The 598-nt window shown below is 64.2% G+C and carries 1 protein-coding gene; it reads right to left on the reverse strand.

The features are described 5' to 3' along the window. Positions 1 to 63 precede the first annotated feature (63 nt). On the reverse strand, positions 64 to 598 hold a 535-nt coding region (locus tag CWO89_RS45045; protein ID WP_207234733.1), incomplete at its 5' end, for a transposase.

Raw genomic sequence — 598 nt, forward strand, 5'->3', positions numbered from 1 at the left:
TGCCGTCGCGAACTTGGTTGGAATTTGTCCGTCGCGAGTCTCCGGTGAACGGATGATATCTGCTCAGGCGGCAAGATCAACCGGCTGAGCAATGGGCTTGCTGGCGAGGGTCTGCCAGCCGTCGACTTTGCGCATGCTGATCTGCCCGGAAGCCAGCAGCGCCCAGAACAACATCGCAGCGGTCTCGGCAGACGGCAGCACAGTTTGCGTCTTGATCCGCCGCTTGAACTCTTCGTGCAGCCGCTCGATCGCGTTGGTGGTGCGGGCGCTCCTCCACTGGCTCGGTGGCAGGCGAACGAACGCAAACAGACTCTCGCCCGCCTCCTCGAGGCTGTCGGCGACGGCGCGATGCTTGAGCCGCCACTTGCGCAGGAAGGCCTTGCGGCGGACGGTGATCTCCTCCGGTGTCGCGGCGTAGATCATGTCGTTGTAGTCGGCCGTGATCTCCTCGTGCAGGCGTTCCGGCGCATGCGCCAGCAGATTCCTGTGCTTGTGGACAGTGCAGCGTTGCACCGGCACGCCATCCCACACGGCGGCAACGGCCTTCTCCAGTCCACCTGCGCCGTCAACGATGAGGAATTCGGGACGCTGCAGGCCG

Source organism: Bradyrhizobium sp. Leo170, from assembly GCF_004296405.1.
In the GTDB taxonomy this organism is placed as follows: Bacteria; Pseudomonadota; Alphaproteobacteria; order Rhizobiales; family Xanthobacteraceae; genus Bradyrhizobium.